The sequence below is a fragment of the Pelagicoccus sp. SDUM812005 genome (assembly GCF_031127875.1).
Classification (GTDB): domain Bacteria; phylum Verrucomicrobiota; class Verrucomicrobiia; order Opitutales; family Opitutaceae; genus Pelagicoccus.
Genome location: NZ_JARXIA010000006.1, coordinates 179452 through 195562, shown reverse-complemented (window position 1 = coordinate 195562; position 16111 = coordinate 179452). Strand labels below are relative to the sequence as shown.

Annotated in this window: 14 protein-coding genes; 5 read left to right on the top strand and 9 right to left on the bottom strand. The window is 61.1% G+C overall.

The features are described 5' to 3' along the window. Nucleotides 1–5: 5 nt before the first annotated feature. The 3 genes from QEH57_RS09480 to QEH57_RS09470 are packed head-to-tail and all read right to left on the bottom strand — an operon-like array spanning nt 6 to nt 3236. A complete protein-coding gene (locus QEH57_RS09480; protein WP_309006487.1) occupies nt 6–941 on the bottom strand; it encodes a metal ABC transporter permease in 936 nt (311 codons plus the stop codon). Nucleotides 942–957: 16 nt separating this feature from the next. Beyond that, nucleotides 958–2478 (bottom strand): metal ABC transporter permease, encoded by a 1521-nt coding sequence (locus tag QEH57_RS09475; protein WP_309006486.1) that lies wholly within the window; start codon nt 2476–2478, stop codon nt 958–960. Next, nucleotides 2475–3236, bottom strand: a complete 762-nt coding sequence (locus QEH57_RS09470) for a metal ABC transporter ATP-binding protein (protein WP_309006485.1) — start codon at nt 3234–3236, stop codon at nt 2475–2477. The genes QEH57_RS09475 and QEH57_RS09470 overlap by 4 nt, the downstream gene beginning before the upstream one ends. A 199-nt stretch (nt 3237–3435) precedes the next feature. Here QEH57_RS09470 and QEH57_RS09465 point away from each other — a divergent pair, with 199 nt between their 5' ends. Together QEH57_RS09465 and QEH57_RS09460 are read left to right on the top strand one after the other, a co-directional pair. Beyond that, a complete protein-coding gene (locus tag QEH57_RS09465) occupies nt 3436–3804 on the top strand; it encodes a hypothetical protein (protein ID WP_309006484.1) in 369 nt (122 codons plus the stop codon). Between the two features lie 122 nt (nt 3805–3926). Further along, nucleotides 3927–6659 (top strand): phosphoenolpyruvate carboxylase, encoded by a 2733-nt coding sequence (locus tag QEH57_RS09460; protein WP_309006483.1) that lies wholly within the window; start codon nt 3927–3929, stop codon nt 6657–6659. A gap of 19 nt (nt 6660–6678) precedes the next feature. Here the strand turns inward: QEH57_RS09460 and QEH57_RS09455 are convergent, their stop codons facing one another. The 5 genes from QEH57_RS09455 to rph form a co-directional block, all read right to left on the bottom strand. Then, entirely contained in the window at nt 6679–7080 is a 402-nt protein-coding gene (locus tag QEH57_RS09455; protein ID WP_309006482.1) for a DCC1-like thiol-disulfide oxidoreductase family protein, read from the bottom strand. A gap of 85 nt (nt 7081–7165) precedes the next feature. Beyond that, on the bottom strand, nt 7166–7753 hold the full coding sequence (locus tag QEH57_RS09450) for a transposase (protein WP_309006481.1): 588 nt from the start codon (nt 7751–7753) through the stop codon (nt 7166–7168). Between the two features lie 145 nt (nt 7754–7898). Then, on the bottom strand, nt 7899–8822 hold the full coding sequence (gene sucD / locus QEH57_RS09445; protein ID WP_309006480.1) for a succinate--CoA ligase subunit alpha: 924 nt from the start codon (nt 8820–8822) through the stop codon (nt 7899–7901). Between the two features lie 29 nt (nt 8823–8851). Further along, nucleotides 8852–10033, bottom strand: coding sequence for an ADP-forming succinate--CoA ligase subunit beta (gene sucC / locus QEH57_RS09440; protein ID WP_309006479.1), 1182 nt, complete (start codon nt 10031–10033; stop codon nt 8852–8854). A gap of 205 nt (nt 10034–10238) precedes the next feature. Then, nucleotides 10239–10997 (bottom strand): ribonuclease PH, encoded by a 759-nt coding sequence (gene rph, locus QEH57_RS09435; RefSeq protein ID WP_309006478.1) that lies wholly within the window; start codon nt 10995–10997, stop codon nt 10239–10241. Nucleotides 10998–11148: 151 nt separating this feature from the next. Between rph and QEH57_RS09430 the strand changes: the two genes are divergently transcribed. Beyond that, nucleotides 11149–11862 (top strand): DUF1573 domain-containing protein, encoded by a 714-nt coding sequence (locus QEH57_RS09430; RefSeq protein WP_309006477.1) that lies wholly within the window; start codon nt 11149–11151, stop codon nt 11860–11862. A 91-nt stretch (nt 11863–11953) separates the two neighbouring features. On the opposite strand, the gene purB is transcribed toward QEH57_RS09430, so the two are convergent. Beyond that, on the bottom strand, nt 11954–13390 hold the full coding sequence (purB, locus tag QEH57_RS09425; RefSeq protein ID WP_309006476.1) for an adenylosuccinate lyase: 1437 nt from the start codon (nt 13388–13390) through the stop codon (nt 11954–11956). Between the two features lie 149 nt (nt 13391–13539). Here purB and QEH57_RS09420 point away from each other — a divergent pair, with 149 nt between their 5' ends. Both QEH57_RS09420 and QEH57_RS09415 read left to right on the top strand, forming a co-directional pair. After that, nucleotides 13540–14259: a sulfotransferase gene (locus QEH57_RS09420; RefSeq protein ID WP_309006475.1), complete on the top strand. Its 720-nt coding sequence runs from the start codon at nt 13540–13542 to the stop codon at nt 14257–14259. 53 nt (nt 14260–14312) lie between these two features. Further along, nucleotides 14313–16100, top strand: coding sequence for an arylsulfatase (locus QEH57_RS09415; protein ID WP_309006474.1), 1788 nt, complete (start codon nt 14313–14315; stop codon nt 16098–16100). Nucleotides 16101–16111 lie beyond the last annotated feature (11 nt).

Genomic DNA, 16111 nt, shown 5'->3' with positions numbered 1-16111 from the left:
GCCCCCTACCGAAACACCTGCCACAAGAGCCCCCTTCGCGGAGCGAAGACCCAGGCCAGCAGGAACATGCCAAAGATTACCGTGCTGATCGCGCCAGCCGTGGAAATGTCCAGCCACAGGGCGAAGTGCATCCCCAACAGCGCTCCCAAAAAAGCGATCACCAAGGTAATTCCCAGGATCACCGGCAGACGATCCGACAGCAACGAAGCCGTCGTCCCCGGGAAAATCAGCATCGCGATTACCAGAACCGCCCCCACCGCCTCGAAAGAGCTCACCACCACAATCGCCAGCAGCGACATCAGCGCATGGTGCATGGCAGCCGGGTTCATCCCCATCGAGCGAGCCAATCCGGGATCGAAGGAACTCACCACCAGAGGACGATAAAAGAGTATCACCAATCCCACTACCAGCAGCGAAACCACCCCCATGCGAATCACCGAGCCCGGAGCCTCGAAGAGCCCGAAGACCGAACTCAACGGTTCCAGCGTCACGTGCTCGAGTTCACCGTACAACACGCAATCCGTATCCAAATCTACATTCTCTCCGTAGAGCGACACCAACACCACCCCGATAGCGAAGAGCGTCGTGAACACGATCCCCAAGGCGGCATCCGTCTTGATACGCGATTTCTGGTGGATCACCTCGATCAGGCCCGTAGTCAAGACGCCCGCCCCGACCGCGCCCAAAAACATCGGCAAGGTATCTCGGCTCTGCGATACCAAAAACGCGATAACCAAGCCCGGCAAGACGCTATGGCTAATCGCATCCCCCACCAAAGCCATTCGCCGCCATACAATAAAGGTACCCAAGAAACCGCAGGCCGCCGTCACGAAAAAGCCCATCAGGAAAATCCAGATAAACGGATCCAAGAACTCCGTCCAAGGCTCCACAAAAACCTGTTCGAACGAAAACTCGGGAATCAACTCTGACCAAATAGACATCGTATTCAAATCTCCCTTACTGGTTCGGCATCCGGTACCCCGTCGCCTTGTCTTCCGAACTTCCCTTCGTCAGCGACCGCTGCAGATCCGCCAAACTCGGAATCAACTTTCCATGCGGATCCTCCGCCGGATAATCGAGCAGACGCTCCAAGTGCCGCACCGTCTCCTCGCCCAAGATATGCTCGATGACCTCCGCATCGTCATGCACATGGTCCGGCTCGTACTCCGCCTGGTTCGTCAAATAGAGCTCCCACAATCGGTGGTTCCGCACCACCGCGCAGGCCCGCAACCAGCCGTCCGGATTCAAGAAGGCATAAGACTTCCCCTCGATCTCCTTCAGATCGCACACCCCCACGGCCGCCAGCTTCTCAAGCCGCCGCCGCGTCTCGTCCGTTGTTTCGCCCATGCGCAGGGCCAAGTCCTTCACTCTCACGCCCTCGCCCGCAAATCCATAGCTTTCTCGCACCTGATAGATAGCCTTCAACGTATTCTCGTTCTCGATACGCTTTTGGCCCCGGCGACGCTTCCTCCAACGCGACACCAGCCCATGCTTCGGCGAAAACAGAAAACTCAAGGTAAAGATCGAGCTGGCCGCCAGCACCATCAACGGCCCCGTCGGCAGGCTATTGCCGAGGAACGAAAAGAACGCTCCCAGAACTCCCGAAAAGATCCCGAACACGCTCGCCAACACCAACATCCGATGCATGCGGTCCGTCAAAAGGTAGGCCGAGGCCGCCGGGATCACCAGCATCGCCGAAACCAGAACCGCCCCGACCGCCTGCAGAGACACCACCACCGTAAACGCCAGCAGCATCATCAGCAGGTAGTGGAACAGTCCCGCCGGCAAACCCAGCGAACGCGCGAAGCCGATATCGAAACTCCCAAGCAAAAACTGCCGATAGAACAACAGCACCATCAGCACCGCCGCCACCGCCACGCCCGCGATCATCCAAACCTCCGTCGGCGAAACCGCAGCCGCCTGGCCAAACAAAAACTTGTTCACCCCGGACTGCGTGCCCGTCGGCAGCTTCTGTATCCGGTTCATCAACACAATGCCGATCCCGTAAAAGCCCGCCAGCACCATGCCTAGCGAACTGTCCTCCTTGATATGGGTCGTCTTCTTGATCAGGTTCACCACCACCGTCCCCAGCACGCCCGCCACCGTGGCGCCCACGAAAATTGCAAACGGATCCTTCTCGCCCGCCACCAGGTAGCCGATCGCCACCCCCGGAAGCACCGCGTGCGACAGGGTATCGCCAAAGAGCGACAGCTTGCGCACCACGATAAAGCTCCCCAACAAACCACAGCTAATCCCCAGGAAGATCGAGCCCAGCAAAGCCGTCCGCACCACGTCGTCCCGCAAGCTGAAAAAGCGGATCGCCTGCTCCCACACGTTCGTGTCCTGCATGTCGCTGATCCGGGCCGCCTCCGCCGACGCGGCGAACAGCAACACCAAAACGCCCGCCAACGCCCAGCGCAGAGCCGGCGCAAACGACAGGCCGCAAAACCGTTTCCAACTCTCTCCCGCCAGCTTCACTTCGACTCCTTCATGACCGTGTTCGCCACCTCCGAGAGGATGGTCAAACGCCCGCCATAAGTCTTCTGCAACAGCTCCTGCGTAAAAACCTCCTCCGTCGGACCAAAGGCCACCAAACGCATGTTCAACAGCATCAACATGTCGAAATACGTCTGGGCCGTCGGCAAGTCGTGGTGCACCACCAAGATCGTCTTCCCACGCCCCTTCAGCTCTCGCAGCAGCTCGATGATCGCCGCCTCCGTCGCCGCGTCCACCCCGACGAAAGGCTCGTCCATCAAGTACAGGTCGCTCTCCTGGGCCAAAGCCCGAGCCAAAAACACCCGCTGCTGCTGACCGCCCGAAAGATTCGAAATCTGGCGCTTCGCATACGGCAGCATGCCCACCTTGTCCAAGCAGGCTTCCGCGATCTCGCGGTCCGCCTTGCTCACCCGCCCCATCAAGCCGAGCCGCCCGTAGCGCCCCATCAGGACCACATCCATCACGTTCACCGGAAAGTCCCAGTCCACCGACTCACGCTGCGGCACGTAGCCGACCCGCTTCGCCCCCCTCGCGAAGGACTCGCCAAAAACCTTCACCCAGCCACCGGTGATGGGAACGATGCCCATGATCGCCTTGATCAAGGTCGACTTTCCCGCCCCGTTGGGCCCCACGATCCCCACCAGCTTGCCCTCCGGCACCTGCACATCCACCCCGTACAGCACCGGACGCTTGTCGTAGGCGACCGTCAAATCATGCGTTTCCAATGGGATCTCTTGCATACCCCACTCCCATTAGGACCATGCACCCCCGCAAGCAAGCTTAGTTTGAACACTCGGCAAGCACCATTTTGAACAATCAAAGTCAGGATCGCCATATCTTGCAAAGCTCGATTCTCTCAATCGAAAGCCCCCATTCAACGTACTTCCACTAGGGAATCCGCCCAACCGACACCACAACAACTCCCCACCCGCACCCACCATGTCAAAACTCACGCTCGCCGCCCGCTACCTTCTCGCCCTCATGATGCTCGTCTTCGGCCTCAACAAGTTCCTCGGCTTCATGCCCGCCCCGGAACTCTCCGGCCAAGCCGCCACCTTCATGGGCGCCATCGCCAGCTCCTTCGTCTGGCCCACCCTCGGCATCCTCTACATCGCCAGCGCCGCCCTGCTCGCCGCCAACAAAGGAGTCGGGCTCGCCACCGTGCTGCTCGCCCCGCTCGCCTACAGCGCCTTCATGTTCCACCTCACGCTCGACCCCGCCAACATCCTTCCCGCCGGCCTCTTCGTCGCGCTCGTGGTCGTCGTCATGATCGGCAACGCCCCCAAATACAAGGCCCTCCTGAGCTGAAACGCCCATCTTTTTTAAACAAAAGCCTCGCCATGCATTAAATTGGCGAGGCTTTTGCATGTACGCACGCTTTCGCTTGCCCCAAACCGATCTCCCTAGAATCTATCGCGCCACACCAAGCCATGCCATCCTTCGAACAACAAATAAACACCGGCCTCGAAAAAGTGGACCGGGACATCGATCTGCTACTCACCTGCGCTCGCGAAGTGCTGGAGGAAATCGGGGAAGCCGAACTCTCCCCGCTGCTCGTGCGCGAAGATCCGCAGGCCAAACAGGTCCCAGCCGAAAAGACCGCCCAGGTCCTTTCCATCGCCTTCCAGATCATGAATCTGGTCGAGGAAAACGCCGCCAACCAAGCCGGCCGCCGCCTCGAAGCCGAAGGCCAGACCGACTCCGACACCGGCTCCTGGGGCTACTGGCTCAAGCGCATCGCCGAGACCACCCCCTCCAAGGGCGAGCTCTTCGAAACCATCCGCCGCTCTAGCGTGCACCCCGTCCTCACCGGACACCCCACCGAAGCCAAGCGCCCCTCCGTGCTCGCCGCCCACCGCAAGCTCTACGAGCTGCTCGTCGAGCTGGAGAACAACATGTACACCCCCATCGAGCTCGGCGAGTTCCGCGACCGCATCAAGGCCATCATCGAGCTGATCTGGCGCTCCGGCGAAATCCTCGTCGAAAAGCCCGACGTCGCCTCCGAACGCGACAATATCCTCAACTACCTCACCCAGAAATTCCCCGTCGCCATCGAGATCTCCGACGCCCGCTTCCGCGCCGCCATGGCCCAAGCCGGCATCCAGTGGGACGAATCCGACGCCAACTCCTACCCACGCTTCCACCTCGGCAGCTGGGTCGGCGGCGACCGCGACGGACACCCCTTCGTCACCGCCGACGTCACTGCGGAAACCTTCGCCCAGCTGCGGACCGCCGCCCTCGACACCCTTGCCCGCAAGCTCAAGCAGCTCAGCAAGGACATGGCCCTCTCCCAACTCTTCCAGTCCCCGCCCGCCTACCTGCTCGAACGCATCGCCGAGCTCGACCCCAAGTGCGAGGACCCCAGCAAAATCGAAGAGCCCTGGAAACGCTTCGCCGAACTCGTCCGCGACCGCCTCCCCCGCGGCAAGAAAGCCAAGAAAGGCTACGCCCAGCCCAGCGAAGTCAGCGCCGACCTCAAGCTCCTGCAACAGTCGCTCAACGACGCAGGAGCCAAGCGCCTCGCCAACCTCTACGTCCTCCCCATCATCCGCTTCCTCGATACCTTCGGCTTCCACATGGCAGCCCTCGATATCCGGCAAAACTCCGGCTACCACGACCGCGCCATGGCCCAGCTCCTCGTAGCGGCCGGCGTCGAGGACGGAGCCAACTTCCCCGACTGGCCCGAAGAAAAGCGAGTCGCCTTCCTCTCCGAAGAGCTCACCCGAGCCCGCCCCTTCGCCCAAGACCACGAGCACATGGACCTCGAAGTCCGCGAAGCCGTCGGCGCCCTCAAGGAAGTCGCCAACCAAATCCGCGACTACGGACGCGCTGGAGTCGGGCAGCTCATCATCAGCATGACCCGCTCCCTCTCCGACCTGCTCGTCCTCTACACCCTCTGCCGCGAAGCCGGACTCACCCGCATGACGGACAAAGGCAACATCTGCCTCGTCCCCATCTCCCCCCTCTTCGAAACCCTCGACGACCTCGAAAACTCCGAGGCCATCATGGACGCCTTCCTCGCCCACCCCGTCACCCAAGCCAGCCTCCCCTGGCAGCAACGGGCCCTCGACGAAGGCTTCGCCAACTACGGCGTCCCCACCCCTTGCCCCAAGGAGCCGCTGGTACAAGAAGCCATGCTCGGCTACTCGGACTCCAACAAGGACTCCGGCATCATCGCCAGCCAGTGGGGCCTCTACAACGCCCAGACCCGCCTCATCGCCCTCGGCGAAAAACACGGCGTCAAGATCCGCTTCTTCCACGGACGCGGCGGCACCGTCTCCCGCGGAGCCGGCCCCACCCACCGCTTCCTCGAAGCCCTCCCCGTCGGCTCCCTCGCCCCCGGGTCGCGCGTCACCGAGCAAGGCGAAATCATCGCCCAAAAGTACGGCAACTTCCTCACCGCAGCCCGCAACCTCGAGCTGCTCGTGGCCGGCTCCGTCGGCTCCCAGCTCGCCGACAGCCCCAACACGCCTACGCCGGAACTCGCGGAAGCCATGTCCTTCCTTTCCGAATACAGCGCCAAAACCTACCGCGGCCTCCTGCTGGAAGACGATTTCCTCACCTTCTACCGCACCGCCACCCCCATCGACGCGCTCGAGCAAAGCCGCATCGGCTCCCGCCCCTCGCGCCGCAGCGGCAAGCCCAGCCTCAAGGACCTGCGGGCCATCCCTTGGGTCTTCAGCTGGAACCAATCCCGCTTCTACATGCCCGGCTGGTACGGAGTCGGCAGCTCCATCGCAGCCCTCAAGAACCAGAAGCCAGAACTCTTCGCAGCGCTCAAGAACAGCGCCAAGACCTGGCCCTTCCTTCGCTACGTACTCTACAACGTAGAGACCAGCGTCGAAAGCGCCAACCGTTCCGTCATGGAATCCTACGCCAAGCTTGTAGTCGACGACTCGATACGCGACCGCTTCATGAAGCTCATCAACGACGAGCGCAAAGCGACCCGCGAAACCCTCGCCGAGCTCCTCAACGGCCCGCTCGAAAAGCGACGCCCCCGTTTCTACAAGACCCTGCACGCCCGCGACAAGTGGCTCGACCTCCTGCACGCCCAGCAGATCGAGCTCCTCGCCGGCTGGCGCAAGTCAGGCTCCGAAGAAAACCTGCGCAACGTCTTGCAAAGCATCAACGCCATCGCCGCCGGCCTCCGCACCACCGGCTAAGGCTCCGCGCTACCACCCCTCAATCCAAAAACCTAGCCCGTTCCTGCGGGCTAGGCATGCGGCAGGCATCCCGTTTCCCGAACCAGCGGTAGCGACGCCTGGCGACCCAATCGTAAGCCAGGTCCCGCCACGTCGCCGGCACCACGATCAACGGATAAAAGACCAGCCAAACGCCCCCCAGGGCCTTGGCGATCTTCAGCAGCGCCGTGGTACGATAGAAAAGCTGCGTTCCATCGAAGAACGAGATCGTATCCACATTTTCCCGACGCTCAGCCGGCAAGATCCGCTTCGCCGTCTCCCCTTGGATCGGCGAGAAGAAAAGCGTCCTCCGCCCATCCACCCTCAGCAAAAAGTCCACCGACTTATTGCAAAACCCACAAACCCCATCGAAGAAAACTATATTTTTGCTGGGGTGGGCCATACGCACCTACCCTACAACGCAACGCAACCGAGTCAACCAGTAGGGCTGTCGCTTGCGACACGCCGCGTTGCCCGACAGCCGCCCACTACTCCACTTCAAAACAAGCTCGCACCTTCTCGCTCTCAGCGACCCACCGCGTAGGCAGCGCCCCGCATTCCCCCACGGCCTCCTCAAACTCATATTTGATGCGTGCCCCTTTCTTCCAGAATTTCCACCTGCTATCCAACCCAAGCAGATCAGAGCGATAGGGATTCGGATTCATAAACAAATAAAACGCATAGGGCTCTTCCGGTTCATCTGAACCTAATCTGTGATCAAAAAAGTCCTCTTGCCACTCTACCAAGCAGGTCGCTTTGCTTTTAAACTTTCCAACAACCTGCCCCAGCTTGAGACGCGCCCCTAAGCGAAACACGACATGCAGATGGTCCGGCATAAGGACCATGCAATGAAGTGACATATCCCCTTCCAACTCCTGATTCTCCCACTGCTGGACAAGGCTGAGCCAAACCTCATCCGAACAAAGCACTGGAGCTCGATCCCTCGTACAAACAGTCACAAAATAGCGGGCATTCGGCACGGATACCCGACCGCGTCGCAACGCCTGCGTATTACGAATGCGCAACTTGGATCCCATAGGAAATATCCAATCCACGAACTCGAATTTATCAACCACCGCGGCTGACGATCGCGCACCTGCCGATCCCTACCGCCAGTTGACCCTCCATCGCGGCTTGTCGCAAGCGACAGCCCTACACGATTAAACAAAAAAGGACGCCCCCTCTCAGGGGCGTCCTCAAATTTCAAACGCGAGCGCTCGCTTAGCTGAGCGTTACGCCCTTGGCCTTCGCGGCGCGAAGCAAGGCGTCGGCCATGTCGGATGGCGTATCCGCAACTTCGATACCGCACTCCTTGAAGACCTTGATCTTCGCTTCCGCGGTATCTTCCGCGCCGCCGACGATCGCGCCGGCGTGGCCCATGCGACGGCCTGGAGGAGCAGTCGCACCAGCGATGAATCCGGCAACCGGCTTGCTGCAGTTCTCCTTGATCCAGCGAGCCGCTTCGACTTCCGCGTTTCCGCCGATTTCGCCGATGAGGATGATGCCATGCGTGTCCGGGTCTTCGTTGAAGAGCTTGATCACGTCGAGGTGCGAAGTTCCGTTGACCGGGTCGCCGCCGATACCCACGCAAGTGGACTGACCGATGTCCTTAACCGTGAGCTGGTAAACCGCTTCGTAGGTCAAAGTGCCGGATCGCGAAACCACGCCCACGTGGCCCTTCTTGTGAATGTAGCCAGGAGCGATGCCGATGCGGCAGCCGCCCTTCGAGTCTTCCCCTTCGCCTGGGCTTACGAGGCCTGGGCAATTCGGACCGACCAAACGCGTCTTGCTGCCAGCCATCGCCCGCTTCACGCGAACCATGTCGCGGACCGGAATGCCTTCCGTGATCGCGACCGCGAGATCGACCTCCGCGTCGACGCACTCGAGGATCGCGTCAGCCGCGAATGGAGGCGGTACGAAGATTACGGATACAGTCGCGCCAGTCGCTTCGACAGCGTCCTTCACGGAGTTGTAGATGGGCACGCTCTTGCCGTCGTGCTCGAAGACTTGGCCGCCCTTGCCTGGCGTCACGCCAGCTGCAACCTGCGTACCGTAGTCGAGCGAAAGACGCGCGTGACGCGCGCCGAACTCGCCGGTAATGCCTTGGATGATGATCTTAGTCTCGGGTGTGATGAGAATGGACATATCTTAAATGGTGTTGAGGTCGGCAGTTGTTAGGCGACGAGGTTAGCGATCTTTTGCGCGGCGTCCGCCATGCTGTCTCCAGTTACGATCGTGAGGCCGGAGCTATCGAGCGTCTTGCGACCCGCTACGACGTTGTTGCCTTCGAGGCGAACTACCAGCGGCAGCTCGAGACCGACTTCCTTCACCGCTTCCACGATACCGTTAGCGATAACGTCGCAGTCCATGATGCCGCCGAAGATGTTGACGAAGATTCCCTTCACGTTGGGGTCGCCCAAGATGATCTTGAACGCCGCGATCACCTGCTCTTTGGAAGCGCCGCCGCCTACGTCGAGGAAGTTAGCCGGGCTGCCGCCGAAGTGCTGGATGATGTCCATGGTCGACATCGCCAAGCCCGCTCCGTTTACCAAACAGGCGATCGAACCGTCGAGAGCGATATAGGAAAGGTCGTACTTGGAGGCCTCGATTTCCTTCGGGTCCTCCTCGTTCAGGTCGCGCAGGGCCTGGATCTCAGGGTGGCGGTAAAGGGCGTTGGAGTCGAAACTGACCTTCGCGTCCAGAGCGAGCACGTCTTCCGCCTCCGTCGTGATGAGCGGATTGATCTCGATCATGTCCGCGTCCTTTTCCCAGAACATAGTATAGAGATTGCGGATGAGCTTGGCCGCGTTCTTGGACTCGAGCTTGCTGAGACCGAGCTTGGTCACGAGCTCGCGGAGCTGGAAGTCCGCCAGCCCGTAAGCAGGATCGATGAAGACCTTGAAGATGCGCTCGGGCGTTTCCTCGGCAACCGTCTCGATGTCCATGCCGCCTTCAGTGGAGGCCACGATCACAGGACGGGACGTCGCGCGGTCGAGCAGGATGGCGAGGTAGTACTCCTTCTTGATGTCAGCCCCTTCCGTGAAGTAGATGGTCTGCACCTTGCGACCCGCTTCGCCGGTCTGGATGGTGACTAGCGTGTTGCCGAGCATCTTGTTCGCGTACTCGATCGCCTCCTCCTTGGTCTTGGCAAGCTTGACGCCTCCCTTGAAACCGTCGGTGAACGTTCCCTTGCCGCGACCGCCCGCGTGTATTTGCGATTTCACGACAACCAGGCCTTCACCTAAACTGTCGATGCAAGATTCGAACTCCTCGCTCGAACTTGTCGCGGCACCCTTTGGACAAGGGATGCCATATTCTTCAAATAGTTTCTTCGCCTGGTATTCGTGAATATTCATAGCCTGTGCTGGAAAATTAGCGAGCAGAGCAAAAACGCTTCTCACTTGTTAATCAACACCCCAACTGCCCAAAACAAAGAAATGCGTAAGTCCCAAGCTCCGCGAATTAGGGATATTCAGGCCCCAGACGAAGGATATTCATGGAAAGAGGGCCGCTTCGCAGGCAGGCGCCCTTCCCGTTAGCAGAAATAAAAAAGCCGAAAGCCTAGAGCTTCAGGTCGCCCAGCAAGCGTTGGGTCAGGAAACTTGCCTGCATAGCGGACAATTCCTTGATTCCCTTCTTCGCCAAGCCGATCAGTTTCGCCAGCTCGTCTTCCGAAAAGGTTGCTTCCTCGCCCGTGCCCTGCAGCTCGACGAACTCGCCCTTTCCCGTCATCACCACGTTGAAGTCCACGCTCGCGTCGCGATCCTCGATGTAGGGAAGATCCAAAACTGGCTGCCCTTCGTAGATGCCCACGCTGACCGCCGCGATCGAATCGCTGAACGGATTTTCCTTCAAAGTCCCCGCGTCGATCAGCTTCTGCACCGCTAGCCGCGCCGCCAAGTACGCTCCTGTAATAGAAGCCGTACGGGTGCCGCCATCCGCCTGCAAGACGTCGCAATCCACCCAGAGCGTATGCCCAGGCAGCTTTTGCAAATCGATCACCGCTCGCAAGGAACGCCCGATCAAGCGCTGGATCTCCACCCCGCGCCCGTCCTGCTTGCCTCGGCTCGCGTCCCGCTGCTTCCGATCCAAGGTGCTGTACGGCAGCATCGAGTACTCGGCCGTCAACCAGCCGCCCGAAACGTTCTGAGCCCGCATCCAGCCGGGGACTCGCTTTTCCAGCATCGCACCGCAAATCACCTTGGTGTCCCCAAAGCTCACCAGCACAGACCCGGTGGCATTCGCCGCAAAATCGGCTTGGAAAGATATCTCGCGCAAGGCGTCGCAGGCGCGCCCGTCTGGTCTGGAAAAGCTGCTCATAAGTCGCGCAGCACAACCCCTCCCCCACCTCCACACAACTCAAATTCTCCGCAAAAGCGCAGCCGCGCGAAATTCCTCCCATCCACCCAGCCCCCGCCCCGCCGAAAGAAGGATTGAACTTTTCCGACGGAAACCGATCATCCTAGCCAACATGATTTCAACTCGATCTTGTACGCTCCCCGCCCCCGTCCGCCGGCTTCTAGCCGCCTTCCTGTGCGGCCTCGCCGCCCCCGCCCTCGCTTGGACCGCCTCCCTCGAGTGGGCGACCGAAACGCAAAGCTTCGAGACCGAATTCGGCGACGAATCCGTGGAAGCCACCTACCCCTTCACCAACACCGGCGACACCCCTGTCACCATCCTCGAGACCTCCGCCTCCTGCGGTTGCACCGTGCCCACCCTTAGCAAAAAGGTTTACGAACCCGGCGAAAGCGGCGAGCTCAACGCCATCTTCACCATCGGCTCCCGCCAAGGCAAGCAGCGCAAGCTCATCACCGTCGTGACCGAAAACGCCGAAGGAAGCCAAGACACCTACGAGCTGAAGCTCGAAGTCGATATCCCCGTGCCCGTCACCCTCGCCCCCCGCGTACGCTTCTGGAAGCTCGGCGCCGAAGCCAGCACCCAAACCATCGAAATCACCTTCCACGAGAGATCCCCCATGACGCTCAGCGGCCTCGCCCGCAAGGACGCCGACCAACCGGCCCAGTTCGACTACGAGATCGAAACCGTTACCGAAGGGCTCAAATACACCGTCAAGCTCACCCCAAAATCTCTCGACGTCAAATCCCGCGACACCTTCCTGCTCGTCAGCGAACAAGACGAAAACGATATCCTAAAACGGTATCCAATTTACGCCTACGTCCGCTAGCTCAGCGCAAGGCAGGACCTACCCCATTCGCCCACGAAAAAGGCCACCCTGCAAAAGGTGGCCTTAACTGTATCGAAAATCAACCTACGGGCTAGAGCATGCGCCCGGGCTTTACCTTGGTCGCCTCGGGGAACTTCTTCACCCACTTGGCAACCTCGCGCTTGAACTGGTCGACCTGCTGCGGAGCGGCGCCGATGAAACGCTTCGAGTTGCCGATGATCGCCTCCAGCTCCTTCAGGCCGAGCGGAATACGATCGTCCTTGGCAAGCAGGCCGATCAAGTCCGCCTCCTGCCCGCGTCCCTGACGGATAAACTTGCTCGCCTCCAAGGCCGCTTCCTTGATCGCCTCGTGGGCCACCTCGCGGCCCGCCCCGGCCTTCACGCTCTCCATCAGAATGGAAGTCGTCGCCAGGAACGGCAGCTGCACCGCGTTTTCCGCCGCGATCGCCTCCTCGAATACTCCCATGTTGCCGAGCACCGTGATGTACGCCTCGAGCAAACCGTCGATCGCGTAAAAGGAGTCCGGCAGCATCACGCGACGTACCACCGAGCAAGAGACGTCGCCCTCGTTCCACTGGTCACCGACCAGACCGGAAGCCATCGCCGCGTAGCCCTTGAGAAGGGTACAAAAACCATGCACGCGCTCGCTGCTGCGGCAATTCACCTTGTGCGGCATCGCCGAAGAACCGACCTGCCCCTTCAAGAAACCTTCCGTCATCAAGCCCTGCCCCGCCATCAAACGAATCGTATTCGTCATGTTGGCAGCGGCCGAGGAGACCTGCTCGAGAGCCGTAACGGTATCCAAATCCAAACTACGCGGATAAACCTGCCCCACGTTCTTGAGCGACTTCTTGAAACCGAGGTGCTCGACGATCTTCTCCTCGAGCTGCAGCACCTTCTTGGCGTCGCCCTCGAAAAGGGTCTGCTGGTCGAGCTGCGTACCCACCGCGCCCTTCAGGCCACGAGCAGGATAGCGCTCGATCAAGTCGTGCAAGCGGTCGATCGCGATCAAAAGCTCCTGCCCGCCCATCGCCAAGCGCTTGCCCATCGTCGTCGCCTGAGCCGGCACGTTGTGCGTGCGACCGGTGATCATCAAGGTGCGATACTCCACCGCCCGCTCGGAAATCTTGTTCAGCGCCGCGACCACCTTCGTGCGCACCAGCTCCAAGGCACGCAGCACCTGCAGCTGCTCCACGTTCTCCGTCAAGTCGCGGCTCGTCATGCCCACGTGGATGTACTCGTAGCCAGCCAAGGCCGAAAACTCGTCGATACGCGCCTTCACGTCGTGCAGGCAGACCCGCTCCCGAGCGTCGATGGAAGCGAGGTCGATGTTCCCCTTCACCTTCTCGTAGGCCTTGATCGCCTTGACCGGGATGTTCAAGCCCAGCTCGCGTTGGCCCTTCATCACCGCGATCCAGTAATCGCGCTCGATCAGGATACGCCCCTCGGGCGACCAAATTGCCTTCATCGCAGGAGAAGCGTAACGCTCCGCCAACACGTTCGTAATGGGTGACTGTGAGTTTGGCATGATAAAAAAGAGCCCGAACCCTATCCCGCTGGCAACCCAAGGAAAGCTTTTTTACCCCAGCCCCGCCCCGACCGCAAAAAACCTTGGCTCCCACCGCCCCATTCCCCATCACCCCTAAGCGACCAACGAAGAACTTCCATCTCTCTCCCATGACCCAGAAGCCAGGACCCAGCACCGCGCCCAGAACCATCGCCATCGAGCTCAGCACCATGCGCTCCGGCTCCACCCTGCTCAAGGCCCTCATGTCCGCCGCCCCCGACATCTCCAGCCTGCCCGAAGTCAACTTCACCAAATACCAGTCCGCCGACGCCCTCGAAAAAATCCACGCCCTCTGCGACGAACGCATCATCGTGCTCAAGCGCCCCTCCTGGTTCAACGACGCCAGCCGCTACCCCAAGCTCCCCAACGTCCCCGACACCCGACACCTCATCCTCACCCGCGACGTGCACACCAACGTCGCCTCCCTGCGCAAAATGGTCTTCCGCAAGATCGAGCCCCTCATGCCCGAAGGCCCCATCGACCGCTGGCTCGCCAACTACTGGTCCAAGTCCTACGACAGCCTCCTCTCCCGCTTCCCCGACGACGGCCAACGAAACTTCTGGGTCCGCTACGAAGACCTCGTCAGCGACCCCATCCACTGGACCGAAAAAATCTTCGCCTTCCTCGGCTCCGAACGCAGCGAAGGCGTCGACTCCTACCCGCCGCCCAAAGACTACGAATGGAAGTGGGGCTCCGACGACGGCGGCGACAAAATCAAGTCCCTCAAGGTCCAGGCCAACCCCATCCCCCAGTCCTCCCTCGACATCCTCGAGAGAGTCAAAGGCATCCCCCGCGTCGCCGCCACCCGCCAAAAGCTCGGCTACTCCTAGGCAAGTGCAGGCGCGGCCTTGCCCCAGCCCCACCCCAAACCTAGCTCCCCCGCATGCGCCCACTCTTCGCACTCCTCGCCCTCCTCGCTCTCCACGCTTCCCCATGCACGCACTCCGCCGCTCCCAGCAGCGAACACCCCCACGTGCTCGTCATCCTCGCCGACGACCAAGGCTGGGGAGATCTCTCCCTCCACGGTAACCAAAACCTCGATACGCCCGCCCTCGACCGCCTCGCCGCCGAAGGCGCCCAGTTCGAAAACTTCTACGTCCAGCCCGTCTGCTCCCCCACCCGCGCCGAATTTCTCACCGGCCGCTACTACCCGCGCAGCGGCGTCTACTCGACCGGAGCCGGCGGCGAACGCATCGACGCTGACGAACAGCTCATCTCCGAAGTCTTCCGCGACGCCGGCTACGCCACCGGCGCCTTCGGCAAGTGGCACAACGGAACCCAAGCCCCCTACCATCCCAACACCCGCGGCTTCGACGAATACTACGGCTTCACCTCCGGACACTGGGGCAGCTACTTCGACGCCCAGCTCGACCACAACGGCCGCATGGTCGCCAGCTCCGGCTACCTCCCCGACACCCTCACCTCCGCCGCACTCGAATTCATCGAAGAGCAGCAAAAGCGCGGCCGCCCCTCCTTCACCTACCTCGCCCTGCCCACGCCCCACTCCCCCATGCAAACCACCGACGAGGACTGGGCCCGCTTCCAAGGCAAAAAGCTCACCTCCCTCGCCACCGAACCGCAAAAGGAAGACCACCAGCACACCCGCGCCTCCCTCGCCATGGTTGAAAACATCGACCAAAACGTAGCCCGCATCTTCGCCCGTATCCGCGAACTGGATATCGAAGAAAACACCATCGTAGTCTACTTCACCGACAACGGCCCCAACGGCGACCGCTACAACAGCGCCATGCGCGGCAAGAAAGGCTCCACCGACGAAGGCGGCGTCCGCTCGCCCCTCTTCATCCGCTACCCCCAAGCCATCCCAGCCGCCACCACCATCGAAACCATCGCCGGCTCCATCGACCTCCTCCCCACCCTCGTCCAACTCGCCAAGATACCCCACACCCCCAAGCAACCGCTCGACGGCATCAGCCTCGCTCCCGCCCTGCAAGGAAGGCCCGACTGGCAAGCGCCCCAACGCCTCCTCTACTCCTACTGGAGCGGCCAAGTCAGCGCCCGCAGCCAAGACTACCGCCTCGACTCCGCCGGACGCCTCTACCACATCCCCACCGACCGCGGGCAGCTCCACGACCTCGCCCCAAGCAAGCCCGATCTAGCCGCCGCCCTCCAAGCCGCCGCCACGAACTGGAAAGAAGCCCTTCTCACTCCCGACGCCGTCAACCCACAACGCCCCCTCACCATCGGCTACGCCGGACTCGCCGTCACCCAGCTTCCCGCCCGCGACGCCCAATGGAGCGGCAACATCAAGCGCTCCGCCAAATGGCCCAACTGCTCCTATCTAACCGACTGGACCAGCGACGCCGACCGCATCACCTTCCACGCCCACGTCGGCCAAGCCGGCGCCTACCGAGCCACCCTGCTCTACACCGCGCCCCCATCCGCCATCGGCACCACCATCACGCTCGCCGCCGCCGGACAACAAACCTCCGCTCCGATCCAGAAAGCCCACACGCCCCCTGCCTACGGCAGGGAACGCGACCGCGTCGACCGCACCCAAAACGGCGAATCCTACGTCAAAGACTTCGCCCCCCTCGCCCTCGGGACCCTCGAGCTCCACCCCGGCCCCGTCACCGTGGAATTAAAAACCACCGGCAACGCCCCACCCCAAACCCTAGAATTCCGCATGCTCCTCCTGGAGCACTCAAACTAAAGCACACCGTG

Excerpts from the sequence above, each read along its gene's own strand:
- QEH57_RS09470 (WP_309006485.1), bottom strand. The coding sequence starts at position 3,236 with ATGCAAGAGATCCCATTGGAAACGCATGATTTGACGGTCGCCTACGAC.
- sucD (WP_309006480.1), bottom strand. The coding sequence starts at position 8,822 with ATGTCCATTCTCATCACACCCGAGACTAAGATCATCATCCAAGGCATT.
- QEH57_RS09480 (WP_309006487.1), bottom strand. The coding sequence starts at position 941 with ATGTCTATTTGGTCAGAGTTGATTCCCGAGTTTTCGTTCGAACAGGTT.
- purB (WP_309006476.1), bottom strand. The coding sequence starts at position 13,390 with ATGCCAAACTCACAGTCACCCATTACGAACGTGTTGGCGGAGCGTTAC.
- QEH57_RS09420 (WP_309006475.1), top strand. The coding sequence starts at position 13,540 with ATGACCCAGAAGCCAGGACCCAGCACCGCGCCCAGAACCATCGCCATC.
- sucC (WP_309006479.1), bottom strand. The coding sequence starts at position 10,033 with ATGAATATTCACGAATACCAGGCGAAGAAACTATTTGAAGAATATGGC.
- rph (WP_309006478.1), bottom strand. The coding sequence starts at position 10,997 with ATGAGCAGCTTTTCCAGACCAGACGGGCGCGCCTGCGACGCCTTGCGC.
- QEH57_RS09455 (WP_309006482.1), bottom strand. The coding sequence starts at position 7,080 with ATGGCCCACCCCAGCAAAAATATAGTTTTCTTCGATGGGGTTTGTGGG.
- QEH57_RS09415 (WP_309006474.1), top strand. The coding sequence starts at position 14,313 with ATGCGCCCACTCTTCGCACTCCTCGCCCTCCTCGCTCTCCACGCTTCC.
- QEH57_RS09430 (WP_309006477.1), top strand. The coding sequence starts at position 11,149 with ATGATTTCAACTCGATCTTGTACGCTCCCCGCCCCCGTCCGCCGGCTT.
- QEH57_RS09465 (WP_309006484.1), top strand. The coding sequence starts at position 3,436 with ATGTCAAAACTCACGCTCGCCGCCCGCTACCTTCTCGCCCTCATGATG.
- QEH57_RS09460 (WP_309006483.1), top strand. The coding sequence starts at position 3,927 with ATGCCATCCTTCGAACAACAAATAAACACCGGCCTCGAAAAAGTGGAC.